Origin of the sequence: Brevibacillus centrosporus (assembly GCF_003710815.1) — a bacterium.
Classification (GTDB): Bacteria; Bacillota; Bacilli; order Brevibacillales; family Brevibacillaceae; genus Brevibacillus; species Brevibacillus centrosporus.
The window spans coordinates 11961-38053 of record NZ_RHHP01000008.1; the positions used below are offsets into that span (position 1 = coordinate 11961).

15 protein-coding genes and 1 pseudogene are annotated in these 26093 nt (G+C 40.9%); 2 read left to right on the plus strand and 14 right to left on the minus strand.

From position 1 onward, the window contains the following. Positions 1–103 precede the first annotated feature (103 nt). Entirely contained in the window at positions 104–811 is a 708-nt protein-coding gene (locus EDM55_RS09175) for a DNA alkylation repair protein (protein ID WP_092267341.1), read from the minus strand. Positions 812–1220: 409 nt separating this feature from the next. On the opposite strand from EDM55_RS09175, the gene EDM55_RS09180 reads away from it, so the two are divergent. Continuing rightward, a complete protein-coding gene (locus EDM55_RS09180; RefSeq protein ID WP_122960148.1) occupies positions 1221–1616 on the plus strand; it encodes a VOC family protein in 396 nt (131 codons plus the stop codon). A gap of 425 nt (positions 1617–2041) precedes the next feature. Beyond that, positions 2042–2509: pseudogene (locus tag EDM55_RS09185) on the plus strand (alcohol dehydrogenase catalytic domain-containing protein); the annotation flags it as partial. 31 nt (positions 2510–2540) lie between these two features. Here EDM55_RS09185 and EDM55_RS09190 read toward each other — a convergent pair. The 13 genes from EDM55_RS09190 to EDM55_RS09250 all read right to left on the minus strand — a co-directional run bounded on the left by EDM55_RS09190 (position 2541) and on the right by EDM55_RS09250 (position 26064). Continuing rightward, on the minus strand, positions 2541–3383 hold the full coding sequence (locus EDM55_RS09190; protein ID WP_246070854.1) for an aldo/keto reductase: 843 nt from the start codon (positions 3381–3383) through the stop codon (positions 2541–2543). A gap of 515 nt (positions 3384–3898) precedes the next feature. Next, a complete protein-coding gene (locus tag EDM55_RS09195) occupies positions 3899–4258 on the minus strand; it encodes a hypothetical protein (RefSeq protein WP_218033688.1) in 360 nt (119 codons plus the stop codon). Positions 4259–4440: 182 nt separating this feature from the next. After that, the gene (locus EDM55_RS09200) at positions 4441–5190 is read right to left on the minus strand and encodes a DUF6904 family protein (protein ID WP_122960149.1); all 750 of its coding nucleotides are present in this window, start codon (positions 5188–5190) and stop codon (positions 4441–4443) included. A gap of 259 nt (positions 5191–5449) precedes the next feature. Then, positions 5450–9907 carry a sacsin N-terminal ATP-binding-like domain-containing protein gene (locus tag EDM55_RS09205; RefSeq protein ID WP_122960150.1) on the minus strand — a complete coding sequence of 1486 codons (4458 nt, stop codon included), beginning with the start codon at positions 9905–9907 and terminating at the stop codon, positions 5450–5452. A 638-nt stretch (positions 9908–10545) separates the two neighbouring features. Next, positions 10546–10857, minus strand: a complete 312-nt coding sequence (locus tag EDM55_RS09210) for a hypothetical protein (RefSeq protein WP_122960151.1) — start codon at positions 10855–10857, stop codon at positions 10546–10548. 3 nt (positions 10858–10860) lie between these two features. Further along, positions 10861–11277 (minus strand): hypothetical protein, encoded by a 417-nt coding sequence (locus EDM55_RS09215; protein ID WP_122960152.1) that lies wholly within the window; start codon positions 11275–11277, stop codon positions 10861–10863. Further along, on the minus strand, positions 11267–13111 hold the full coding sequence (locus tag EDM55_RS09220; RefSeq protein WP_170184337.1) for a dynamin family protein: 1845 nt from the start codon (positions 13109–13111) through the stop codon (positions 11267–11269). Before EDM55_RS09220 ends, EDM55_RS09215 begins: the two co-directional genes overlap by 11 nt. Further along, positions 13108–14937, minus strand: coding sequence for a dynamin family protein (locus tag EDM55_RS09225; RefSeq protein ID WP_122960154.1), 1830 nt, complete (start codon positions 14935–14937; stop codon positions 13108–13110). Before EDM55_RS09225 ends, EDM55_RS09220 begins: the two co-directional genes overlap by 4 nt. A gap of 12 nt (positions 14938–14949) precedes the next feature. Beyond that, on the minus strand, positions 14950–15591 hold the full coding sequence (locus EDM55_RS09230) for a hypothetical protein (RefSeq protein WP_122960155.1): 642 nt from the start codon (positions 15589–15591) through the stop codon (positions 14950–14952). A gap of 30 nt (positions 15592–15621) precedes the next feature. Then, positions 15622–18153, minus strand: a complete 2532-nt coding sequence (locus tag EDM55_RS09235; RefSeq protein WP_122960156.1) for a dynamin family protein — start codon at positions 18151–18153, stop codon at positions 15622–15624. Between the two features lie 268 nt (positions 18154–18421). Further along, a complete protein-coding gene (locus tag EDM55_RS09240) occupies positions 18422–21514 on the minus strand; it encodes an AAA family ATPase (protein ID WP_122960157.1) in 3093 nt (1030 codons plus the stop codon). Next, entirely contained in the window at positions 21471–22667 is a 1197-nt protein-coding gene (locus EDM55_RS09245) for an exonuclease SbcCD subunit D (RefSeq protein WP_122960158.1), read from the minus strand. Before EDM55_RS09245 ends, EDM55_RS09240 begins: the two co-directional genes overlap by 44 nt. 187 nt (positions 22668–22854) lie before the next feature. Continuing rightward, positions 22855–26064, minus strand: coding sequence for a DEAD/DEAH box helicase (locus EDM55_RS09250; RefSeq protein WP_122960159.1), 3210 nt, complete (start codon positions 26062–26064; stop codon positions 22855–22857). Positions 26065–26093 lie beyond the last annotated feature (29 nt).

Consider the following 26093-nt stretch of genomic DNA (forward strand, 5'->3'; position numbering starts at 1 on the left):
AAAGCTTGAAAAAAACAGGGAAAAGATTGGAGGCAGCTGGTTCCCGTTTTCCTCGATCTTTTCCCCGGAATGAAATTCGTCTTTGCAGCCATCCGTGCATGTATTAACACCTTACATGCTTGCGCTTGAAACCCAGCTGTTTTTTCTCTATCGCCTTTTGAATATTATCTGCAGCAGAAAGAAAGCTGCTTTTTCCCTTGATTCGTTTGCCTTCTACTTGCCCTACTGCTTTTGCCGTTTCTACCGCCAGATCATGGAGCGGTAAATAAGAAACCGCTACGGTGTAAATGAATTGATTCATCGCATACCTGGCTCGTAGGGGTGCTCCGTGAATCGTGTTTTTCACCTTATCTAGCATGTCGGCTATTTTGCTTTCGGAAAACTCACTGTCCGGGCGATTTCCCAAAAGCCAGCAGTAGCAGCTCCATCCTGCTGACATTCGCAGCTCTTCGCCACTCGCAATCCATTTATCGGCAACCTCTTGCGCAATATCCGCTTCCGCCAAGGTGACCGCAACCACATAATCGGACAGCATGTAAAAGTAGGCCCCATCCATCCAGCGATCAAAATCCGCCGCAGTCATCGCCTTTGGATCCGCGATTATCCCGGCAAAGTACATGGCGTCGTAGTTCCCTGTAGCGTAAAGCTCCTCTGCCAACGGTTGATTGATCTTAATCTTCCTCACGATCGGCTTCATTTCACCAGTAGCCACACCAAAAAGCGGTTCGTGCGCGCCGTTGGCCATGTACATTTTCTTTAAGCGTTCCTTGCCGAGTGCTTCCAGCTCCTGCATGACCGTTTCTGCATTCATGGTTTTTATCTCCTTTCTACTTACAGATTGTACGTATATCTCATTGTGGATCTTTCTCATCAGTTTAACACTGGTGGGAACAACAAAAACAGCTGCTGTCGTAGCAACTGTTTTGGAAGGAAGGGCCTTTTCTCGTGTCTAGCTGAGTATTGGAACACAATGAAGACCGGTATGCAGGCTTGCGCCAAACTTTACGGATGAACCAAATGGGTGATGCGGATACCCAAAGAGCAAAAGGTTGCAGAAAACCATAGATTTGGACTTGCTCATATCCATTCCATCCCCTATTAGATACGACCATACTCTTACTCCGTGCATATCGAATTTGTAAAATTGACTTGTAGGAGTATCAAAACTAGAAGTAGAATACACAATAACAAATAAAGGAATAAAAAATCAGGAGGGAATCATGGGAAGATTAGTTCATTTCGAAATTCATGTAGATGATATGGATCGCGCTAAAAAGTTTTATGGAGAGGTGTTTGGGTGGGCATTTGAAGATTGGAGTGAGTATGCCGGAATGCCTTATTTTGGAGCTGTGACTGGTGATGCAACAGAGCCTGGAATAAACGGAGCTTTGATGAAGCGTCAAGGCTCTTCCCCAGAACCTGGCAAGCCTCTGAATGGTTATGCCTGTACAATGGGAGTGGAAGATTACGATTCAACAGAAGCAAAAATCCTGGAAAATGGAGGCAAGGTCGCCCTTCCCAAGTATGCTCTGCCTGGAATGGCGTGGCAAGGATATTATATGGATACCGAAGGCAATATTTTTGGTGTTCATCAGCCAGATGTGAATGCAAAATAGAATTCTCCTATGTTTGAAGAAAGAGAGTACTTCAAAAGAGGTACTCTCTTTCATGTAAGAATGAACATCATTTTGCATGGCAACACCTCACCTCCTTCTTTCTCCCTACATCAAAAACCATAGTGGTCTGAACTAACAAAATTTCAGCTGTCAATCTAATTAATAAGTATCAAATACTTTTGGTGAAGGGTTTGCTACGAATTGAAGTGTCTGGTCGTAATAATCTATAGTTTACATGTTTGAAAATTGCATAAAATAACGGCTTATCTTGTTTCTCCTGCCGACGCTTGTAGCCGTGTGTCCGTTTGTCGATCGAAATCCAGAACAAAAAGGTAGTGTCGGTCAAGTTGTTGACAAAGGGTATTAAGGCATGTCATAGCAGGAGGGCGATTATGAAGGCTGTAACTTTCCATGGTATGTAGAACATGCAAGTGACGCAGGTCCCGGATCCGACGATTCAGAAAAAAGACGGGATTATCGTTAGGATCACCTCGACCGCCATATGCGGTTCTGATCTCCATATATACCAGGGGGCGATTCAAGCCCAAACTGGATACGTGGTCGGACATGAACCGATGGGCATCGTCGAAGAAGTGGGCCCTGAGGTGACAAAGGTCAAAAAAGGGGACCGGGTCGTGCTCCCGTTCAATATCTCGTGCGGCAGCTGTCATTACTGCCAGCATGAAATGGAGAGCCAATGCGACAACTCCAACCCCAATCCCCAAGTAGATACGGGAGCTTACTTTGGGTTTACAGAACGTTACGGGAATTATTCGGGCGGACAAGCCGAATTGCTTTACGTGCCGTACGGCAATTTCATGCCGTTCGTTATTCCGGAGTCTTGCGAATTGGAGGATGAGAATCTCCTGTTCCTATCCGACGTGCTGCCGACGGACCTGCGGAAACTTTCATGTGAAGGCTTTCTTAAATAATGTCGAGCTGAACCTTTCTAGTCGGTTTGGGGAACGCCTCATCCAACATCCCCAAGTCTTCCTCGGTAAGCTTAATCCGTTCCGCCTCCGCATTCTCTTCGACATGCGCTACTGTCGACGCCTTAGGAATGGCAATCACGTCACCGCTTCTAATGCACCAAGCCAAGAGAATCTGAAGCGGCTTCACGCTATGTCGATCGGCAATCTCCTTAACCGCTGGATGCTCAACCAACCCTCTTCGTAAAGTGCCCGCCTGGGCGAGTGGACTGTAGGCCATCGTCGGGATTTTTCGCTCTCTCAACCAAGGAAGCAGGTCGTATTCTATGCCGCGGGAACCGAGATGATACAGCACCTGATCGACCATGCAATGCGTCCCTCGCGCCGCGTCGAACAGTTCTTTCATATCGTCCGTGTCCAGGTTCGAGACGCCCCATCGCAAAATTTTTCCCGCTTCGACCAACTGCTCCATCGCTTCTACCGTTTCACTCAGAGGAATGCTTCCTCTCCAGTGAAGAAGATAAAGGTCGAGGCGGTCCGTCTTTAACCGCTTCAAGCTTTGTTCGCAGCTGCCGACGATGCGATTCAGTCCCGCGTTGTGCGGGTATACTTTGGATACCAGAAACACTTGATCTCGTATCCCTTCGATCGCTTCTCCAACCAAGGACTCGGATCTGCCGTCGCCATACATTTCAGCCGAATCGATCAGGTTCAATCCAAGCTCCACACCGCGTCTTAACGTGCGAAGCTCTTCAATTTTCTTGGACGGCTCATCCCCCATATACCACGTACCTTGACCGATTCTGGGCAAAGTTGTCCCATCAGGAAGGGTTACCACGCGCCCGCCCCCTTATTTTTTATAATATTTTTCCCGCAGCCCCCCGTCCTATTCTCCATAGAGAATAGATTGGGCGATGTTTTTGCAGTGGTCTCCCATATATTCTAAGTTGCTAATATGACGTACAATTGTTTGTATACCATGATCTGGAGTCTTAACAGACAACAAAAAAAGTAGGATATCCTCGGGGTTACGACACCACCAAGAAAGGAACCTACTCGATGACTACTGTACCCAAAACTTGCTTGCCAATCTACGATAAATCTTGGTTCCCCATTATACCTCTCACTATAAAAATTAACTACTGAGAGAGAATTAAACATCTTTACGTTTCCTCGTCCGTATTGACCGGAATTTTCTTTATTCGACAGTGATTTTTCACTATTATACATCATCTTGAAGACAAATTGATGTCAACGAGTATATTCTGCCCTATAGCTATTGACATCCCACAACCATGCTTCTTCACTATGAAACTCACTATCGTATTGTAACCAAATTAATTGATCCCAATGTTAGTTTGTAGCCTTAGGAACCGTAGTGATTTTACTGCCTTTTTTCCCTGATGGACGACAAGCCTTCACTTGATATCGGATTTCAGTATAAATAAAATCATAGCCCTTTTGAACGGCTGTCATCATCTTAATTTGACTTGAATACTCTGAGCATGGACATCCTACTAATCGTGCTGCATCATATTCAGATATCACCGTTGTGATGTGGGGAATAATACCAACTTTTCTTTCCCATTCCAATGCCATTGAAACTAACCGGCTGCGCAATAATTCGCCTGCATCATAAGAAGCTATGCACCTTTCCGGGTCAATATCCTGTTCCTCTACTTTACAAATTTCAATTCCATGTAAATCAAACAAAACTCTTGCCGATTTATCTGCTTCATTAACTCATGGAGAGCGTCAATTGTTGTTCGAGCTTGAACATAGGAGACTTCGGTTATTGAATCGCCATGATAGTCCAACTTATGCTTTATTTTCCACCAATACATTAAATTTCAATCCCCACATGCCTCAAAAGAGCTACTATAATTTCCAACAAACTACCAATCAATAATTTCTGGATACTCAATCGCCGCTTTAATATTATCTACATGCGTGCCATACACTTTAGCGGCTGTCTGAGCCTCTTTCTTAATCTGATTATATTCCTCTCCACGTTCGGCAAGCCTTTTTGCAATTGTTGGTATACTTTTTAGTCGTTTTTCATTGTCCCATTCGAGAAATCGACAGTTTAAGATATCAAGGTATTGCCATGTATACCTCTCAAACCAAGTATAGTCTTTGTTCATCGAATTCATCATACGACTAAATGAAGCTGGGGAAACGGTATCTTTAATGCAAGAAGCAATTGCTGCTTGAAAACCCCGAACCATTGCCAGTGAATGATCCCATATTAACTCTCTACTCAGATAAATATCATATTTCTTTTTGGCTTTCTTTGCAGCATATAACCTTATGAAATCATTTAGTGCCATCGTTACAAATAGAATCTCCGGCCACAAAGCATTAATCTTCAAGTAAACGTTCTTTTCTGGAGTCATGACAGACATTAATTTCATTTTATCCCTGTTCATGCCGTTATCAATAAACTCAATTTCGCGATCACCCATAAGAGCATGGCGAAGATCAAAGCAGACCCCAAGTATTCTTATTCGAGCTGAGCTATAAGAGACAAACTCATCTTCATCTCCAACAACCTCGTGTAATGCATCGTAAAGGTGTTCAAAGTCCAAATGATCACCGTAGATGGCAACTCCAGTGTTATTGGGTGTATTTTTTACAAATATCACGGCAAGCAATCCTCCCGATATATTACTACCACGCACTCCACATGCCCCGTATGCGGGTTAATACAGCTTTACGATACAATCTGTTCTAATCCGCTGAACCCTTGGTATAACTAGATTTTTTGTGTCCACACTCCGTTTTTATATGGTGATTTAGGATGGTTGGTGTTACTGTTTTTCACCAGTTTAACACCAACTCAACACCAATCGTTCTTTAGTTTATTTGAAGATTCATCTTGAGCATAATTTCTTAAAAATGAGCCTACTGCATAGCATAGGAAAATTTATACTGGGTTGCCGTTTTTGACTCTTCAAATTCCTCAATACTATGTGGTCCGTCAATATGCTCGTTTTCCAAATTAACTAAATATATCTCATATGATTCTGCGTGTTTATGTGCAAAATCGTACTCAGCAGATGACATATAAAAGTTATTAACAGCAGCTTTGACTTCAACATAGACAATCTTTCCATCTCTTTGATATTCCATATCATATATAGACGATTGATTTCTCTCCGCTGGAATATCCGAGTTTTCCGATGTCCATCTTAATGTATCGTATATACCTTTTAATTTGTTACGCACTAACTTTTCAGCATCTTTACCATTTTTGCCCTTTGAAGCTTCACTTCTTTCTATCGAGGATCTTGTTTGAGGTTGAGTAAGTTGATTCGTTTTTCCTTTAGGTTTGTTTGGATATACAACGCCTTTCGACAGAGTTGGCTCACTATCTACAGTAGTTGTTATCAATGTAGATACTGAATTGTACGTATTATTAACTAGATTTTCTTCAAATTGTTTTTTGACGTAGTTCACATACTCATCATTCAAGAAGTAAACTAATGATTTTAACTCTAAATGTTCATCAATAAAGTCATTAAAATTTGAATCATGAATCTTACTACTCAATAGACCAAAGTTTTTATTATACACTTCATCTACATCTATTGCGGCATTAATCATTGTAATCGCAGGGAATTTACTCGCCATATATTGGTGTACATCAAAGTCAACAGAATTTAATATATTATCCTTTTGTGGAATAAAGTTTTTAAATTTGTTAATATCCTTCACGAAATTTTTCTGTTCGCTTTGACTATACTCAGTGTATTTTCCAAATAAGTTTGCTTTATAGTTATGTAAATTATTACGGATAAATGATCCTATCGTTTTTGTCCAATAATCTCTTATATCAATATCGTATTCAAAACCTCTTTCTTTTAACGTGTCAATATCTAGATCATGCTTCTTTAACAGGACAATAAATCGCTCATAATTATTGATATTATTGAACTGATTGTAATCAATATTGGCTAGTTCTTCTGAGTCGTAATTCAATTTAAGCACTTCGGCAAAATTTGTGCGTATTGGATTCTTTGATATTTGATTTATTACATCAACGGAACCAAAGTGCTTTTCAACTAAGAATTTTCTACCTTCGCTATCTCGATACAACTCCCCTAATTGATTAGGAATTTCATTACTTGTCGTGTTTGCAATTTGAGCAAATAGTTCCTCTATACATTTTGAAATTTGTCGCTGATCCATCTCTTGAGAAGAGTCCAAATAAATCAACCAGTTTTTCATGCCCTTAATGAGTAAATAATTAGTTGATACGGAATGTTTTGTTCCGTTATCCGCTAGCATAACGTGGGAAACTAAACTCACTCGAATATTATCGATTCGCGTTTTAATATTCGCATTTTTTTCGCCCCACGCTCTAGCGTAAACAATAAAATCAATAAAATTACGTTGAAATAGAGCATCTTCATCATGAGTTTTAATGCTTTCTTGAACGACGTGATAACGCTCCTTAAACTCATTAACCCCAAAGACGCTATTGAATATTTTAAAACTTCCGTTTCTCAAAGGAGTTCTCATAATGTTATAATTCCCGACGTTAACTTGGATACTACTGCTAAAATACGATTCCTTTGCTAAATGATAACTTTTCCCATCGTGGTTTTGTGTAAACACCATTCCTTGATTGACAAACTTCTGATATTGCATTGAATCTTCAAAAGGATCCTCATCTAACTCCGCAATTTCACGGTAAATTTTTTCAGATATTTGTCCACTATGATCTACTTGTGGCAACTTTAGTAACACGCTGTAGAAGTCATTTGATTGCAGTTCTGTTATTTTTTCTTTCACACCAATTTTAACCAAGAATTCTCTCAATTCTTTTTGTTTTATTCCCAACTCATCAGCAAGCTCTTTGATATGTTGGTTCGTGATGGTTGATGACACACTTGAAATATCTAAACCTGAATAAGCAAATACACATTGATTTGGAGCAAATTTCTCACCATCAATTTCAAACCACTTAGTATTCTCAAAAATGAATTTGATATAGCTTTGCATATAATCCGAATAACTTTGAGATCTATCCGCTTGTATTCTTGCTGTAAAATAAAATAAAACAGTCCCCGCATGCTTTAGATTTAGTTCGTCTCGTAATTTAGCGTCTGATTTTATCCAATACATAATATCTCTTATAGACATTTTCTCCAATATTTCTTTTAGATTGTCTACGGTGTTGAATTCAACATTGACGAGTCTCGGAGATCTTTCATCTACATCATTTCCCGGGAGCTTTTCAGATAAGTATTTTTCAGTAAAATTTCTTTTGAATTTATTGTCACTGATACTTTTTGTGCTTATTTCAGGAAAATTAAGCACACCAAGTTTTTCTACAAATAATTTCAAATCAACTTTGCTATCCTCATCGATTCCGATTTCACTAACTTTCACAAATGCTTTATATTTGTCGTCATTAAATAATTTATCACCAATTGCATTGCCGTAATGTTTATCGAAAAATAAATGATTTGAACGTTCAACTGTTTCTTGTTGACTAGGTAAATTGAATCTAATATCTTCAGGAGGTTGCCAATCCGTGTTTGAGGAATAATTATCCCACAACCATTTAGTAAACTTTTTAGCCTTCTCATAATCATCAACTGAACTATTCACTGGAGATAAAATAGTCGATGAATCCGCATCTCTAAATTTTAACTGTGGCATCAAACTATTCCAAACGTTTCCTGAGTTTCGCGCAATTACCCTCTCAAGAATATTTTCATCTGCTAAGTCCTTTTTGATCTTTTCGATTTCCTGTAATTGTCTTTTTAACTCTTCTTCAAATTCTATATCCAGTTGACTAATACTAGCCCACTCAGGAATATCGAGCTTTCTACCACGCACAAAGTACACTGTGTCATTTGCTTTTACAAAACTTTCTTGTGTACTCTTTAATAAATCTGGCAACAACTTAGAATCCTTATATTCTTGCCCCCACCAGATAAATGTTTCAACCTTTTCTGGTGTATCCCAACTTCTTGCAGCCTGATTAATTCTTTGGCACAATTCTTCATCACTAAATTCCAATTCAACATCATTTTTCTCAGCAAGGACTTTTAATAAATCATCATTATCTGTCGTAGGCATATATTCTAATAATTTCCCAAATTCATCACCAATAAAACAATTAGGAAAAGCTGAAGTGATCAATTTTGGGTTATCAGCTATTGAAACAAAATCTCCATTTACTGTTGGAATAACTTTACAATCCTTCAGTAGTTCCAAGTAATAATTGAATAAATCAAAGCCATTTTCATTCCATAATTTGCTTTTCTTATCAGTAGGTGTCAAAGTCTTGATGGGCAATATTCTATCATTTTGAAATATAAGTTCCTTCTCACTTATTGTTTTAATAAACGTTAATAAATGCTCAAATACCGCCTTGTTAATATTATTCAAGGGAACGTCATCCCTACTTGTATTTAAATCAAAAGTAGCGTGCATCAAACAATTCAATTGTGTGGAAAAGTTTCTAATTGGGAAAAAGCAATACAATGAATCATTAGAATAGTCAACTTCTTCGTTTAAAGAAATTGCAACCGAAGACCTGATTTTTCTTTTCTCATTTTTTCCTACATCAAAATATGGCTCATCTGGATTTTGATAAAACAGGTAATTTTCAACGCTCTCTCCTCTATGTATTTCTATTTTTCCATTTTCTTTATTTACCTTTTCCACGACTTTATCAAACTCGTCTGTTCTTATAGTTATCTTTGTAATATTCGGAAGGAAAATCAAGGCTTTATAATCAAACCTTTTAATCTGATTCAATATATTCTGCTGATCACTTTGAAAGGATTCATCGGTTATGATTCTTATGACAGTGTCATAACTTGTTTCAATACTTTCTGCTTCAAATGGGCAATGGAGAACTGGGATAGAAAGGTTTGGAACGTTACGTTGCTGTTCTTTGACAATTTCGGATTCTACAAGTAATTTGCTAAATTCTTTATCAGCAAACTCTTGAGAAAAGCCAACATGGAATTCTCCAGAGTGAATTTCGATTTGCTTCCCCCAGTTTAATAATGATCGAAAACCTGTTCCCTTATTTCCGATAAAATCATCAGATTTATTGCTAGCAGAACCATGACACAATCGTTCGATAGTTTCTTGTGTAAATACTGTCCCATTATTAGCTACTGTGAAAACATTATTTTTGTATTCGAGTAGGACATCAACTTCACTCAATGTTGCATTGACTGCTGCATCATCTACGTTCTGCAATAACTCAAGCAACTCTCTACCATGATAGTCCGTTTTTCTTTGCTCATCTTCTTTGAAATCTGATTCTAGTCTATATTTTGACGTTTTGTATTCATCGAAATATCGGTTTCTTATTTCCTCAACCAAAGTCATCCAAATATGCCCTCCAGAACAAATATTATGACTCTCTATGCTTTGATGGCTTGCCGAAGGGTCGCCAGCAACTTTTTTTCATTGGCAAAGTAAACTCTTCGAAAGAATTAGTCTGCTTCCTCACGTATTTCTGCTTATCGTTCTGCCAATTCCATGAATTCCGGAAGGTTATGAAGAATATCATATGTCTACCCGGTTAAAGTTGCCACGTACTTTTCTCACGTAAATAACCACGGTCACTTATAAACTCCTGATAATCCCAACCACCTTGCGTTGAATTTGCTTCTTTTACTTTAACCCGAATCGTCTATTCCGCTTCATTAACGTGCCCGTCTGGAATAAATATTCCTCCTGAGCAGGCACGTTTTTTCGCCAAACAAAAAATAATTCATCAAGCTACTCGTTAATGGACATCGCCATAAGCATCAATCCCTCTTCAACCGTAATTGCCCGAATCAACAATTTTAAGAGTGATTCTTCTACACAGCTTTACATCTTCAACGTACTTCAAGGCATTGTAAGTCCAAATGGAATATTAAAATGCCCCTTGAAAAATTAAAGAACACCTTTTTTTTGTAAAGCAAAGACTTCAACTAGAGACTTTCTGTTATCCATTCAACATCGTGAAAAACCTGAAATCAATACCTTGCCAATCTCATCTTTTCCATCACGAGCTCTTGACGCTTGCTCGCAAACTTTCCAATGATCTCATCTTCAATCAAATTTTGCTGGCTCACTGTCAACTTCATAAGCTTGCTCTTGAAGATCACTTTTCGGATCACTCTATCGATTTCTTTAATCTGCCTAGTAATTTCTGAAATTTTCTCGCGAGCACCCTGCGTTCGTTTACGCTGAAGCTCTTGAAACGCCTTCTCCCGTATTTCTCTGCACTGTTCCAGAGAGTCTAATCTAATAGTTTCCAGTAGCCCATCAATAACCTCGTCAAACATAGGCTATACCTTAGAGATGAGGGTAGTCATCCAAATATGTAAGTTAGCAGCGTACGTTTCCTTTGCACCCTCTGGCACATTCGCATTCGTCAAAATATCGTTCGCCTTGTCCATGACTTGCAAGATCAAATTGCCTCGCTCGCTTATGGAGAGTCGATCCTCCTGCGCTTTCTTGACATAAGCATCTGCCTCTAATAGCATTTTATAGCCTTCCGCTTCCAAATACTTAACTGAATTATTCGTATCTGCGTGTGTCTTGGCTATATACTCAATCGTGGAAATTACATCGGGTATTTTCCGAACGAGATTTTGTATAGCTTCTTGCTTAAGCGCATTCATATCCCAATCAGTCTGTATACTTTGTCCCGGCATGATGACATCAACCTTTAAATCACTCGGCTTCAAGTTTCTATCTGTCATGGATGATGACTCCTTCACTCAAAATATCACGGAGATGTTCTCGCTCTTGTTGAATCGTTTTGATTAATTCCTCAAAACCTTCAAGCTGTTCTTGATCCTTCTCAAGATGTGCACTTAGCATCTCTTCATGCTCCATACACGTTATATCAAAATGCTCATTCACAAGAACCAGCGTTTCGTCTAAAGATAAATCAAGTTCTTCAACAATTTTTGGATTAAGCTCCTTCGTCCAATTTTTCAGAGACTTATCAATGGTAGCTTTCAGTTTTCCTTGCCATGTGGCGACCCCCCATAAATAAAAGCCAAGCTCTATGAGAACTGCAATCACATTGCCAATTGCCTTGGTACTGGTAGCCCCTAGCTTTGCTAAGATATGAGCCAATTTATTATGAGTTGCTCGTGAGAATGTTTTATTAAATACGTTACCTATTCGCTTTAATGCCATCTTACCAAAATTAGCAACCCCGGCCCCCGCTCCACCTCTGCCTCCAAATCGCTGAAAAAATTGAAAAGCTACATTTTTAAGGCCTTCGTTTAATATTCCCTTCAGAGCATTAGTCCTCAGCTTCTCAAACTTATCCATTATGAAATTTACTTCTTTGATATAGTTACCGATGGCTGTATTCGCAAGCTCCTCGATCTCATCGTTCAATTCTTCTAAACGATAAATCAGTAGCTCCCCTGTACGCTTGCAGGCAAGGTTGGCTTCTTTTGGAAGCACATGTGATTGGATAAAAGCATTGCAATCCGCTGCTTGGGTCCATCGATTAGATGTGGTAATATGCCCATCACATGCTTTAGAGATCTTACTTTGCTCTTGACTAACATGTACTTGCAGTTCTTCAATCATTTCATTCCTGCGGCGTATTACGAGATCCTGTATTTTCTTTTGGTTATCCCGTAACTGTGCAATTTCTACACGTAACCTTTCCCTTTGCTCCGAATCAAGCTCCGCCATTTGCCATTTTGTCACTGTAGCGCTTTCCAGATTTTCATAGATCGATTGCAGAACCAGCTTTGCTCGTTCAAGCCATGCTTTTGTTCGTTCCTGTCTAACCATCTCCTGGCCTAACCATCGCCATACATGCTCTGCTTGGGGAACCGGTGCCCCCGCTTGCTCAGCTACAAGAAACAGCTGAACTTCACTCCCAATGAGAGTCTGTACATGTTTACGAATCTCAGCAACACGACGGTCTGATTCATCCGCTTCGTTAGGAACGCGATTGATGACAAGTAACAAGGGGGGAAGATCGTTCTCAAACACTTGGTATAATAGTTCTAAAAATTGTTTATCCGCTTCTACGATCCCACTTCGGTACATCACGCAAAAAACGAGATAATCCGCTTCGGGGATAAAGTTATTCAGTATCTCCGTATGCTGTTCATAGATAGAATCATAACCAGGCGTATCCAAAATATGGGCCTCTACATCTATGCGCGTAGAAGTCTTAAGTTGTAACCTCCGCAGCGTAGGCAAAGGTTGGACGAATTGTTGGTCAAATTGATCTTTAGATATGTCTTCCCTTTTCCCATCTCGATGTACAATGCCATACGACTCTACATAATCCCTACCGCCAATTACCTCAGTAACAATAGGAGTCGTAGGAGCAGCAGATACTTTTAGCTTCTCCCTACCAATGAGACTATTAATTATGCTCGTTTTCCCAGAGCTTGTTCGTCCAACTAGTGTCATATAAAAAGAAGGCTGCTTTAGCTTTTCTAAAAGAGCAGCTGCCGATCCTTGCATCGTTGAAAAGCCAATTCTCCGAGCAAGCTCGTAAGCTTGCTCAGCCGAGTCTATTAGCAGGCTACGTTCATTTTCAAACGGTTTCACAAAGCGTGCTCTCCCTTCCACATCAGGCGCACATTTTCCCATTCTACTTTACTGTTTTTGATGATTTGTAAAAGTTCCTGTGTGTCTTCATAGAGCTGTTCACGGTAATCGAGACTTTTCTCTAAGATTACCTGACGTTGGGTAAACTCACTTTCAATATGATTCAGTTCTTCCATAAGTAGTTTTTCAAGATCTTGGATAATTTGCTGTTCATAAAGACCTGTTTCCCTCTTCACCAGTTCTTGAAGCTGTTCGATCACCTCTATAACAATAGATTTTGCAGCTTTTCTTGCCCCGGCCCTCCGCTGTTTTTCTACTTCAGATTTAATAGAAAAACCAAGTAGATTACCGATCACTCCAGCTACTACAATCGCTCCGCCGACCACCCAACCAACAGGATTCGATACAATGAGAGGAACTAAAGCTGGAGCAACTGCCATCAGTCCTAAGGAAAGTAGCGCTGGTACTGCACGCTCAAACTTAAAATTTTCTTGACAATCGGCATCAATGGCAATATTCGGGTTCGTTTCATGCACATGTTTGAGGATCGATTCAAAATCCACCAGTATCTTCTTAATTATTTCTCGAATCTGATATTGGAGCTCATTTACGATCAAAAGCTGGGCCTCTTGAAGTTGCTCTGTCACAACTGTCTCAAAATAATGGCCGTCGTATATACCGCTAGATATTTTTTCGTCAATATGTTTCACAGTACCTTCTTCTACTTCTTCAATGAAACGACTCATCTTTCTACGGGCTTCACGGAACAAAGTCTCTGCCTCTGCTTTTAACTCATCAAATTGACTTATAGTCTTTTCTTTTTCCTCATGAAACTTTTGTATTTGATTCCCAAGCTCCAACTCGGCTGTCTCCCTATCTTTATCCAAGTCCTTCAAAATGGACTCATACATACGTTCACTTTCTAGTATCTTCTGCCCGATCCATTCAATATTAACCTTCATGATCTCTTCGGACCACGTCTTCATACTCTCTTCTAGCCGATTTTCAACCAACCTAATACCAGACTTCTCACATAAACTCATATCCTTTGTGTAGGTCGCTTTCACTGCATCTTTTACTTGCACCGGTATAATCTGTTGCTCGTAGCGCACACCCAGCTCCAGAGAAATTTTCTCCAGCGCATCCTGGTTGTGCTTCATGCCACTTTCCAGCTCACGCTCAGTCTCATTCTCCCACCAATTTTGCACAAAATAGGCGTTAGATATTTGTGGCCATACAGCTTTAAGAAACAACGACTCTATTCGAGTAATTGGGGGAATTGTGCGCAAAAGGAAAATAGCACCCGAGCAGGACATGATATACTTCATCGTGGTTTCTTGGTTTGCGGAGCTTAAACTAGCCACCCCGGGCAGGTCGACAAATACGACATCGGGTCGTAGAAGATGCGAATGAATATGTAGCTCAATATGATGGACCCCTAACGCGTTGTCAGGGTTACATTCATGATTCACAAAACGGTTCAATGCTTCTCGCTCAACAGCAACGCTTTCTGTTCGTCCATCCTTATAATGAACAATACCGCGATGGCTTCCATCTGCACTTTTGTGTATTTCAACCGGAATGCAAGTCGTTTCATCCGCTTCTACAGGTAAAATGTCGTCACCGACAACAAGCGCATTCAGAAGAGAGCTCTTCCCCGCCCCCTGAATACCAAGTACCGCAATTACAAATTTCTGAGCGGTCACACTTTGCTTTCTGCTCGCAAGTGATTGGTCAAAAGCGGATTTGACAGACTCCCCTGGAAGGATGTGGCGTATAGCATGAATAAGTCTCTCATCGTTTAGTAAGCGAATGATTGAGGGCATCTAAAAAGCCTCCTATGGACTTTGTTTTTTTCTTGCCTTTTCAAGAGCTTTCTGTTTTCCGAAAAAAAAGGATACATACCCAGGAACAGATTGTATAAGAGCCTGCTCTTCTAGGTAGGCTCTCCATTTCTCTTGCTGTTGTTCGATACGATTAGACATCCGGTCAAGACGTTCTTCTAATCCATTTTGAAGAGAGATCATCTGCTCGTCCATTCCTGAGAAGTGCCCCTGGACTGAGACAGCCGCTTCTTGCATTATCTGAAAGTGCGTTTGATGGCTATCTTTTATTGCTGTTTTTAAATCCTCCAGTTCGTTCAGCAGATGAGCCTGATCGTCCTCCGCTTTCAGTTTAAGCTGCTTGCTGGCCTGAAGATTCTCCTCAGCCTTTTGTAACGTCAAGGTTTTCAGTTGCTCAGTGGTTTCCTGAAGAAGCATTTTTATCTTCTCCATCTTTTTATCGATCGCTTGATCCGTGGTCTTCAAGGTATGAAGCAACGTTTCTTCCAGCTCATCGATTTTAAGTTGCTTCGCTAGCTTGGCCTGTTTTAATACATCTTCCATCCCGCCTTGAACAGCCTGCTGAAGCTCCCCTAAAATCCGTTCTGTTTCCTCATCTACATATAATGTGATCGTATCATCGCTTAGTTTGCTCATCGTGTACAGTTCCTTTCTTTGTCCAAACTTTTAGCTACGGATTGTCAAGGAAATTTCCTTGAAAAATTGACCTGCCTCGTTCCTATTTTTTGCATGATCTAGCCGTGGGAACTGGGTGAAAAGTTGTCGAAGTGCATCCTGCTCTTCCCCTTTACCTGCTTGCCAAGCAAATTGATCAGCCGTGTGAAATAAAGCTGTGTAGAGTGGATTATCATGAATCACGATGCTGGAAGGGTTCTGAATGGATGCGAAGTCCATAAGCTGACGGTAGCTTTTATAAGCCATTGCAAGCCCAGCATCCTGGATATACTCTTGTATCGATTGAATCACGAAAACAAAAGGCATCGACTTCATAATAGTAAGAAACCATTGTCCTGCTAGTAACTTTTGAGTTACCCCTAATTGATGAATATCCAGCTGGATCAATGCAACACCTTGCCTCTGAATGTTCTCATCTACTTCCTGACTAGTGGTCAAAAACGCGTGTCTGATTGGAAGCTTGGTTTCTTTAAGACGCACATGAACCGTTTCGTTATCGGTAAATTGAGGTTGAATCCCAAATATGTTGGTAAAAGCTTGTTCCATCCATTGCTGGTCCTTTCCAAAAAACCAGAGGTCATTTGCCACTTCAACCCCAGAATGGGACTTAAGATGGTTCCAGATGATCGCCTGCGCGTATATTCGTTTCTGCTCAGTTGCTAAAGCGAACAAGGATCTGGACATGGAAAATTGAAGATAGCTCATGGTCATTGTATTGAGTGCTTGAACAGGATGCTCAACAAATGGGAGCTCGAAATTTAGCTCCGGCTCCTCCTCTTTCCTGTCCCGACGTCCATACCCCTTCTCTTCAATGAGTTCAAGATTGTGAATAAAGTCCTCTAGCACTTTTGCGTCCTTAGGCTTGTTCCTTCTCGCGGCAATGATCTCATCTCTTCTCATTGCTTCTTCTTTTATAACAAGGCAACCCTTTTCTTTTTGTTGCTGCCAGGTAATCCGGAAGGCTTCGAGAAGTTTGTCAAAGCGATTCAAATACACTTGGAATTCCTCTAGCGTCTTACGGATGTTAACGACTGAAATCTCCTCTTCTGTCGTAATCGTCTCATAATCACTTTCACTGAATATCCACCGCTTTAATTTTCGCAGGCCTAGAAATCCATTCGATTTTTTCTCTGTTCGAGTCGTGATCTTCGTTTTTGTTTCTTTATAGACTTTAAGAGTCTCGTCCGGAACAAGCTGACCACGATGAGAACGAACATCTTCCAAAGCAAGATTTAATACGTGTAACAGCTTCTTTTCCTTGGAATCCCAAGTGTCCATTAACTGAAGCACATTTTTTTGAACTTGCAACGCGATATCCTTGAGACTTTTTCCAGATGAATGTACCTCATTCTCGCTTATACGTTCCGCATCTAACTTAATATATTGGTTTCTGATCTGCGCAAATTGATCTGAAAGCTGTCTTCTTCCCTTTTGTATTTCCGCATCGAGATGAGCACTAGCCTGTTCAGCTTCATCATGGAAGGCCTCGATCTGTTTTCTTGTTGCGTCCCAGCTTCCGATCACCTCAGTGGTAATTTGTTTATCCTGATTATAAGTAGCTAAGTCTGCCACAGCTCTCTCTTTTATTTCATTCAAATGCCTTAACAGCTGATGTAAGCGTCTCTGAGAACGCTGCCCTTCCATCTGCTCGCAAATCGAATGGATAGAGAGGAGGAGAGGCTCCAAACGGGATTTTTTCCAAGACTCCCCCTGCTTACTTCCTTTCGATTTCAAACCTTCTAAAGCAGAGATTTGAAATACAGGTGCGTTTCTCAAGCTCTTATTGGATGTTTCCTTCAATATCTTTTCGATTCGCTGACGTAGACGTTGCTCTACCTCTTGTGATGTTCGACGTTCACTCCCACCCGATGTAAATTCAGGGGTAACACAATCGATAAAATTTTGAGCGATGATAACAGGCTTATGTTCTGAGGCTATCTGGTTTAAGGCTTGCAAATTAGCTTGATCACTGTTTGCTTTTGTAGTTGTAAGATACAGGACGAGATCAACTGTTGGTACCAACTGTCGTAATGCAATTTCTTCATGACCCTCCAGACCAAAAGCATCGAGGCCAGGAGAATCGACAATTTCGATGTTATTCCCTACTAGAAAGTCAGGAAACTCAAGGCAAATCTCGTCAACTTGTTCCTTATTACCTGGATTGTTTAATTCATCTGCATATTTAGCGATTATTTCTTTGTTTAACTGATGTTGATTAAAATAGCTCGTGCTTCCATTTTTGCGAATAAGGGTACCTTTGCGCATTTTACTTTTCTTGCATGATACTAATACACCAGATGTTGGCCGTGCTTCTTGCGGCAAAATTTCCTCGCCGCAGAATGCGTTAATAAGAGTAGATTTCCCGGAACTGGTTACGCCAAGTACTCCAATGCGCCAACTAGATCTTGTCCAGTTCAAACTTCGCCTTTTAAGCCACTCTAGGTCGCCTTGAACATAAATTGCTGGTATTTGTGGATGAGTCAAAGTCCTCTCTAATTGTTGAATTATCTCTAATTCCTTCATATGTCACTTCCTTAAAAAATGAAAACGGTTCGTTTCTTAAATTTCCGCCAAATAATAAAAACAGCCTCTGCAAAATGACAGAAGGCTGGGAACAAGCAATGCTGCAGTATAATCCCGACTGTCATGGCACGCTTATTTCACACTATTTTTAGCCCTTTTGGCTCATGTACTTTTTTATTTAGATTACGACAAAAAGACTACAATGTCGACAGATTTCTTCCAATCTATGGTAGTAAATAGACTTACCCCAGGAATGAGTTGCCCGAAATTAACTAACACAAAATTTGGTGTAACTGTATCCCTCTCTTGTCTTTTTCACTTCCAGAATGGCCGGAATAGCTTGTTTCAGCTCCTGAACATGAGAGATAACACCGATCATACGTCCGGATTGCTGCAAATCGATCAAGGTATCGATGGCCTTGTGCAAAGACTCTTCATCGAGAGAGCCGAAACCCTCGTCTATAAACATGGTCTCCAACGAAATGCCACCTTCATAGGATTGAATCACATCTGCCATTCCAAGCGCTAGACATAGTGAGGCATTGAACTTTTCTCCACCAGACAATGTTTTCACATCCCGCAGCTGGCCTGTGTAATGATCATAGACATCAAAACCGAGCCCGCTTTGTCTGCCGCGTTTTTCCATGCGATCACTACGAACTAAATAAAATTGCCCACCTGAAATCCGTTGCAAGCGTTGGTTCGCATTGAAAATAATTTTTTCCAGGAATTCAATCTGTAAATATCGTTCAAAGGAGATCTTTTTGGTATTTTCTCCTCGAACAACATCATACAAATCTTTCACGAGCTGGTGCTCATGTTCGGCGTCCTGCCAAGTCTTCTCCGCTTTGAGAATATTAGCCTTGCCTTCGGTACCCTTCCCATAGTTAAGTTCCACTTGAATGTTTTCATTGCGGATGATTTCAAGACGTTGTTCCATCTCACTAAGGCGTTGCTGCATCATGACAAGATCTTGACGTTCTTTGCCAGCAAGTGCTTCTGATAATTCCTCTATTTGTTTCGCTACTGTTTTTGTTGCTGTATGATACGTTTCTATTTGTTGTTTCAATACTGATCGGGCATCATCTGTCATCTTTGCTGCTTTGTAGGCTTCTTCTGTCTGAAACCCTGCCTGTTTCAACTCTTCGAAGTAGCTTCGGTGCGCTTTATCCTTTTTGTCGATGGTCTCCTTTTTCATACCCTCCGCATTGTTACGACTTTCAAGGGCCTTAATGTTTCGTTCATTCGTCTCTTGATATAGTACCTGGGCTTGCTTCCAGGCGGCATCTAACTTCTTCTTGTTCTCTTCTGTGTCTCGGATTTGCTGTTCAAGCTTCTCTAGACTTCGCACCTCTTCTGGTAAAGCTGCTAGCGATTGTTCATAAACTGCCTTCTCTGTTGCAAACACAGTCTTCGTGTCATTGAATAAGGTGGAAGTACGTTCTTTCTGTTTGCGTTTCTCTTCTAATGTAAGATTCAACGCTTCAAGTGCTTGCTTGAGTGGAGTGAGCTTGGCATGATCCTCCTTCAACTCCTTCTCCTCTTTAGCCAGCGCTTTTCCTTCTTTCACTAACTCAGCAAAGACATCTTGAATCCCTTCCATATTGCAACCCTGTTCAAGCACTTGCTGCTGTTTCTCCTGGATCTGCAGTTGAGTTGCATTGTATTTCGCCTTCGCTTCGAGGTGTTTTTTCTCTGCCACAGATTTTTCCTTACGCAACCGTTCAAGTTCTTCTTTCGTAGGAATCTCACCGATCGTAGCAGCCTTTTTCGGATGCTCCACGCTACCGCAAACCGGGCAAGTATCACCGTCATGAAGATGGCTCGCTAGTAAAGCAGCTTGACCTTCAATCCACAGATCCTCTACTACAGAATAAGCTCGGTCCGCTTGCTCGAATGTCTCCAAAAGTTCTCTTTCTTCCCCATGTTCTTCCGTAGATCTTTGTACGAGGGTAAGGTACTCTTGAATGATTGTTGCTTGTTGCCTCAAAAGATTAAGCCTCTCAGTCCTTGCTGGAAGGTGAACAACTTTATCCTCCAAATCTTTTACTAGAACTGATTTTTCCGATCGTTGAGTCTGTAACGTTTCCAGTTCATTCTGTGCATCTGCTACTTGTTTTGTTATGGCTTCCACTTCTGCCTCAAGCTGAAGTACCTTCTGTTGTTTCTCATCAATATCCTTTACTGTTGGCAAATATCCCTGGAGTCGTTCCAGCTCACGCAAGGCTTGCTCTCTTAACTTTTCTTTGCCCTCTTCCTGCTTATAATTCACTTCGGCCGATTGAAAACTTAACTCTGCTTGTTCGCATTCGATCAAAGCATCTTCTAGAAATTTGCTTTTGCGGGTGAGTTCTTCCATCATCTCCACGTGATGCCGCTCGTATACATGCAGGTGAACAGCTTTCTCGGCAAGCGAAAGCCCCACCGTTTTTTGTTGAATATCAAGCTCTTGCGAGGCAAGTTCTTGTCTTGCAGCAACCTTCTGATCCAAAAGGTTAAATTGGTCATTCACATGTTGTGCTTGATGATATGCCGCAGTTTTTTCTTGGTGTTTTGCTGTCTCAGACTGCAGCAACTGCTTCTTTTCTACCATTTGCCCAGCATAGTAATCGATCTCTTTATCTAGCGCTTCCACGACTTGATGCGTATTGTAATGCTGCTGCTTAAAGACGTTATACAGATCAGAACCTTCACGTCCAGCTAGGGAGCCCTTCACATTGCTGATATGATACTCCCGCATTTTGGCCAACTCCGCACAAATTTGCTGCATTTCCTTTCGCTTCTCATTCAATTGGTCTACGACAACCTTATACAAATTGGTCTTGAAAATACGACGCAGAATCTCCTCCTTGTTTTCCGTTTCGGAGGTAAGCAACTTGCGGAATTCCCCCTGCGGCAGCATGACGATTTGACTGAACTGATCCTTCGTGAGACCAATGATTTCACGAATCTTTTCGTCCACTTGCGACACGATAAAGCGGTCAGTTATGGGAATCTCTTCTCCACCCGTGATTTCAAATAACTCATATCTGTCGCCCGTCGCTCCTTTATTCCCTGCTTTCACATGAGCCAACTGCCGGAATACACGGTACGAACGACCTTTCAGCTCAAAAACAAAATCAACAGAAGTGTGCACCTGATCATCAGCAAAATGACTGCGAAGCATTTTACTGTCGTTCCTGTCCTCCCCGCTTGCATCTCCATATAATGCAAAGCAGATCGCATCAAAGATAGATGTTTTTCCAGCTCCCGTATTCCCCGATACGACAAACAAGCGATTGTCTTTCAGTTCAGAGAAATCAATTACTTCTTCATTCTTATACGGCCCGAACGCCGTCATCGTAAGCTTCAACGGTCTCATGGCGCTCACCTTCTTTCTTGAAGATCTCTTGCATCGTTTCAATAAACAGCTTCTCCGTTTCCGGCGAAAGCTCCGTTCCCTTCACTTCTTGATAAAACGCTTTGAACAGCGACAGTTCATCCATCTGGGCCCGTCCGTCTACTGCCAGCGTTTCTCCGAGTAGTCCTGCAACGGCCATTTTTCGTTCTACGTGCATCGCATTTGGATAAACGGAACGAACCCTTTCCATCGGAGACAGCACTAGCGCCTCGTCAAGCAAACGAACAAACACATAGTCCTCATTGATCGGATGCTTCTCAATATCGGCAATCAGCCCTTCTACCGTTCGCATGTCATGTCTCGGCGTAAGGTCTCTTTTCTCAATCGTTGCATTTCCGTTCCCATCCAGTTCGACGACAAGATAACCTTTGTTGTGATGTTCTTCCGAAATGGAATACTTGAGAGGCGAGCCAGCGTATCGAATCGTTTCATTTCCAACATGGTGTGCCTGGTGCAGGTGCCCAAGTGCCGTGTAATGAAATCCATCAAAATGCTTGGCACTCACATGCTCAGCTCCACCGATGGATAGCGGTCTCTCCGAGTCGCTGGTATTATCCTGCGCTTCACCACTCGGTGTCACGAAAGCGTGGCCGACGAACACATGACGGGCATTAGGATCCATGGATGCTTTGATCGCTTCGGTGATTTTGTACATCGCGTCATCATGCGTTTTGATCGTGTCATCGCGGAGCAAATAGCGTACTTTTCCGGGCTCAGCATAAGGAATGAGATGAAAATGAACTTCTCCATGCTCATCGTGCAATACGACAGGCTCAAATGGATGAATCAGTTCACCTGCGATATGTAGCCCCGAAGCTTTCATAATACTGCTGCCGAAATCCAGACGGCTTGGGCTATCGTGATTACCTGCGACTGCTACTACTGGAATTTTCAATTGAAGAACAATTGTCTCCAGCACACGGTCTAGCAATTGCACAGCTTCAGTCGGCGGAACGGCACGATCATACAAATCTCCCGCAATAACGATGACATCTGGTCTCTCTGATTCGACGTCCTTTATGAATTGTTCAAGGATATATTGCTGATCCTCCGTCATGTAAACACCTTGAACCAATTTGCCTAGATGCCAGTCGGCTGTGTGAAATATTTTCATTGCATCACTCCGTCCTTTCTTTTTTTCACCGTATTTACCCCTGTCACCGGTGTCTTCTGTTCTGTTAGTCCTATTATGACAAAAGTTCTCTGACAGCAGGTTGTCAGAGAACTTTTGTTCGCACAATATTTTATTCACGATTCTCGTTACAAACACCCATACTATAGGAGGTAATGCCTTTACAAAATCATACAAGTAATCGTGGCGGCAGTTTCTTTTCACTCACTACAATATTATCTTGTATATAATATATAAATGTATGTTGAGCAACATCTGAAAGATCCTCAAGATAAGCCTCCGACGGAAAGAAATCCTTATTATCAGTCAAAATAATATAACGGGGCTCTCCATTGAAGCGTTCGCTATAGAAATCAAATTTCGCTAATTGAGCGAACATTTTTACATTTATTCGACCATGTTGACGTTCGTAAGCTTCTACGATTTCTTTGTAATCCACGGAAAGAACTCTTTCCTTATTTCCTTTAGGAACAACCTCTAATTGCATGATTAGCTTTGGCGGCCTCATTGTAATGTTCTTCTGTCGTTCAACTTGAGCTAATCGGTTTTCTTTGCGTAATTCAATGTCAATCAAGTTTGCATCCAGTTGATTAATTAATGCACTGTTGCGATTATCGAGATTACTTTGTTCATATTCCGCTCTTCGATCCATAAGTTCATTCATCTGTCTTATAAATGTTTGATCGAGATACAGAAGAACGCGATTTAAGTAATGTTCACGTTTAAGCTTCGCCCGATCTCTAATTGCTATAGTTTCTTGAATTGCAGCAGACCTCATAGACGCGTCTTCTTTAACATCCAAAGTAATAGGTTCTCCAATAAAGTGTTGATGAAAAAGCCAATAATTATCAAGCCTAATAATTAGACCGTCTTCTCTCTTCGCAATGCAAATGATTTCACCATCCAATTCATTTCCTGTTCCATCTACTACACTGGCTAAATAGACATCGACGGTGATAGGCTCTTGAATTGGATAAGAAAACATAAAACGCTGAACTGTCGATTTCTCCTGATCTTTCTGAGCAAATAGCATACTCAGACGAAATAAAGGGTGATCATCAGAGAGAAGCGCTACATTTTCATCACAATACTCAGAATATGCTGTAAAACGAATAGCCTCATTCATCTGGCTGTAAGGAATATGGTGAATTCTGCAAAAGTCTCTTACATGCTTAGGCATTCGATCGATCCGCTTTACTTTGTCGTAATTAGATAAATAAATCCGAATGTTGTTCTTTACTAATGTCTGTTCTGCAAACTCTGCATAGCAGCGGTGAGACAATTTCGATATTGCCATATCGTGTTGCTCACGTCTCATTTTCGGCAAATCAAATACATCTTCTGCCAATCGCTCTTGTTTGACAAACTCTAACAGTCTCTTGTGTTCTTCCGATATCGTTCTCTCCATTGATGCCATTAAGTCATCTAAATTTTCGCGTTCTAATATTGCGGCTTGCATAAGCGAAGGTAGATCGTGATGTTCGCCGTTAAATATTTCACCAATAAAATCATACACAAGATCCGAGCCAAGGTCACTGCGCATGCGTTCCATCTTATCCAGCAAGCGAATCATGACATCGCCTTCACGAGTATTCGTAGCAACGAGATTAAAGACAGCAACGTCATTTTTCTGACCGATACGATGAATTCTACCCATGCATTGCTCTAGCCTATTGGGATTCCACGGAATATCATAATTAATCATCTGATTGCAGAATTGCAGATTGATTGATTCACCACCAGCATCTGTTGCAACCATAACTTGACATTCATTACGGAATAATTCCACTTGTTTTCTTCGCTCATCCATCGAAAATTTACCCACTATTTTCGCAACCCTCGGAAGTCTTTCCAACAACTTTTTTTCCAAATACTCCAACGTATCTGCAGATTCCGTAAACAGAAGAAGTTTCTCTCCTTGGTTAAGCAAGCCGTTTTGTCCAAATAATGTTTGCTCCAACTCATCATACTTCCGTTCAATCGCATTTGTTTTTAGATGGGTTGTCTGTTTAATCAATCTGTGAAGTTGGTCAATCTCAATTTGAAGCTCTTTGGGATCCACTAGATCTACAGATTGTTCTAGCTGTTGCTCTATCTTTTCTTGCAAATCTAGTGCTTCTTCTGAATACTCATCGAGATTCATTGTTTTTGTTTTCTCTATAAATTTCCTACGCTCTATTATCGTAAGCTCTAATAAGTTTTGCAACCGTTTCCTACGACGTCTTAAAGACAAATCAATAGCGGCGATGGATGAACTGAGTCGTCGTTGAAGCAGCATCATGGCAAACGCAGTACTGTTGCTTCCCGAATTGATTGCCCTATTAAAATGATGCTGAACATATTCCGTTACATCCCGATATAATTGAAGCTCTGGCTCGGAGAGTTCGTATTGTACCGTTTTCACAGTACGCTTTGGAAATAAAGGAGTTCCGTCAAAATTCTTTAGGTTCTCTTTCAATCTTCGAATAATGAAAGGATTGGCTTTCTCTCTCAATGTTTCATTGACAGATAAACTAGAGAATATATCCCCATCTACTAGTTTCATCAAGTGACGGAAATTTTCCATGTCTCCCTTATGCGGTGTTGCTGTAAGCAGGATACAATGTTCACTGCGACGCAACAAAAGCTCACCAAGCAGATAGAGCTTGGTCTTGGACGTTTTTTTATTGCTTGTACCGTGCGTATATGCAGCCATCTTGTGTGCTTCATCCACGATAACAAGATCGAAATCTGCTTCGCTTAACATACTTTTTACATCTTCTCGTGCTGCCCAGTAAACAGAAGCCAGACAGTAGTTATGCTCGAGAAAAGGATTTTTGGATACATATTGTCTAACGGTTGAACGATTTATAATAAAGAACTGTTCTCCGAACTTTTCACTCAGCTCCTCTTGCCATTGCTTTAATACAAGTGGCGGTACGAGAATAAGCACTCTTTGGATGCTATCACGAGCCTTCATTTCTTTAATGAGCATACCAGACATAATCGTTTTTCCCGCCCCTGGGTCATCTGCAAGTAAAAATCGAACTTGTGGAGTTTGAAGCATACGACTATATACTGCTTCAATTTGATGAGGAAGCGGAATCAATTTACTATTTCCTAAAGCTCTTTTAGAAGAATACTTGGTATCCATCGAGAAGATATAATATTGTAAATGCCGCTGTAGTTCTTTCGCGTTTGTTATAATTGATACACTGTTTTCATTAAGCTTTTTAATCCTTTCAATACCATGCAGTTCGATCATCAACTCGTAATATTGATTAGATTCTCTACCCACCGCCGAAAGACTAACGAAATGCTCATCTACCCTCTCTAAATGTTTGATCTCCACAGTTTCTGGAAACTGTGGACCACGTACGATATCACCTTTAGTTAACATACTCTACACCCACCTTGCAAAAAGACTCT

Bases quoted from the DNA above. Each gene is read 5' to 3' on its own strand.
- EDM55_RS09175 (WP_092267341.1), bottom strand. From the start codon at position 811: ATGAATGCAGAAACGGTCATGCAGGAGCTGGAAGCACTCGGCAAGGAA.
- EDM55_RS09180 (WP_122960148.1), top strand. From the start codon at position 1,221: ATGGGAAGATTAGTTCATTTCGAAATTCATGTAGATGATATGGATCGC.
- EDM55_RS09205 (WP_122960150.1), bottom strand. From the start codon at position 9,907: ATGACTTTGGTTGAGGAAATAAGAAACCGATATTTCGATGAATACAAA.
- EDM55_RS09210 (WP_122960151.1), bottom strand. From the start codon at position 10,857: ATGTTTGACGAGGTTATTGATGGGCTACTGGAAACTATTAGATTAGAC.
- EDM55_RS09215 (WP_122960152.1), bottom strand. From the start codon at position 11,277: ATGACAGATAGAAACTTGAAGCCGAGTGATTTAAAGGTTGATGTCATC.
- EDM55_RS09225 (WP_122960154.1), bottom strand. From the start codon at position 14,937: ATGCCCTCAATCATTCGCTTACTAAACGATGAGAGACTTATTCATGCT.
- EDM55_RS09230 (WP_122960155.1), bottom strand. From the start codon at position 15,591: ATGAGCAAACTAAGCGATGATACGATCACATTATATGTAGATGAGGAA.
- EDM55_RS09235 (WP_122960156.1), bottom strand. From the start codon at position 18,153: ATGAAGGAATTAGAGATAATTCAACAATTAGAGAGGACTTTGACTCAT.
- EDM55_RS09240 (WP_122960157.1), bottom strand. From the start codon at position 21,514: ATGAGACCGTTGAAGCTTACGATGACGGCGTTCGGGCCGTATAAGAAT.
- EDM55_RS09245 (WP_122960158.1), bottom strand. From the start codon at position 22,667: ATGAAAATATTTCACACAGCCGACTGGCATCTAGGCAAATTGGTTCAA.
- EDM55_RS09250 (WP_122960159.1), bottom strand. From the start codon at position 26,064: ATGTTAACTAAAGGTGATATCGTACGTGGTCCACAGTTTCCAGAAACT.